At 68.0% G+C, this 1,090-nt stretch carries 1 protein-coding gene; it reads right to left on the reverse strand.

The features are described 5' to 3' along the window. Window positions 1-65: 65 nt before the first annotated feature. The coding region (locus ACFWF3_RS36875) for an amidohydrolase family protein (protein WP_379318884.1) at window positions 66-1,090 on the reverse strand (1,025 nt) is incomplete at its 5' end.

Below are 1,090 nucleotides of genomic sequence, written 5' to 3' on the forward strand. Positions count from 1 at the left end.
GGGTCAGGGTGCGCGACGAGTCAGCGGCGAGTACCCGGACGCGCGGCGAGCGCCGGGCGGCGGTCCTACTCCGCGCGCAGGAAGGCTCCCACTCGTTCGGTGCCGAGTACGGGATCCGCTTCGCCCTCACCGAAGACGTAGCGGCCGTTGACGAAGACCGCGGTGACGGTGTCGTCGTTGCGGTTGACCATGCGCGACAGGTTGCCGAAGATCGCGAGGGGACTCTCCGCGTAGGCGTCCAGGGTTTCGTCCAGGTGGGCGGGGTCGATGACGACCGCGTCGGCGCGATCACCCACGCGCAGGTGGCCGGTGTCCAGGCCGTACCAGTCGGCCAGTTCGCCGGTGAGGCGGTGCACCGCGTGCTCGACCGTCATGAACGGCTTGTCGCTGGTCGCGGCGTCGTTGACGCGACGGAGCAGGCGCAGACCGAAGTTGTAGAAGGCCATATTGCGCAGGTGCGCGCCCGCGTCGGAGAAGCCGAGCTGGACCGACGGGTCGGCGGCCAGGACGTCGGCCACCTCGGGTCGGTGGTTGGAGATGGTGGTGCGCCAGCGCAGCTTGTCGCCGTGTTCGACGACGAGGTCGAGGAACGCGTCGACCGGGTGCAGACCCCCACGGTCGACACCGACCTCACCGAAGGTCTTGCCGATGACGGTCTCGTCGGGGCATTCGACGATGTCGGCATCGAAGAAGTCGCGGTGCCACGCGCGCGGGCCGTACTTGTTGTCGTAGTCCTTGCGGAAGGTGCGGCGGTACTCCTCGTCCTGCATGAGGTGACGCTGCTCGTCGATGTGGTCGGACAGGTGCAGAGCCGCCGCGCCGGAACCGAACTCCTCGAACACCGGCAGCGAGATGCCGTCGGAGTACACCTCGAACGGCACCGGCAGATGCTGCCAGCGGAAATTGCCGTCGAGCCCGTTGATGATCTTGCCGACGGCCGGGAACATCTTGGACGCGCCCGGCACCGCCTTCACATCGGCCGCCGACAGCAGGCTCACCTTGAGCGCGTTGCGCCACAGACCGATGCTCGACACCGCCATCGACACCAGGCTCTTGGGGTTGGTGATGTCGGGTCCGCCCTGCAACGCGC

Origin of the sequence: Nocardia sp. NPDC060220 (assembly GCF_042727815.1) — a bacterium.
Taxonomy (GTDB): domain Bacteria; phylum Actinomycetota; class Actinomycetes; order Mycobacteriales; family Mycobacteriaceae; genus Nocardia.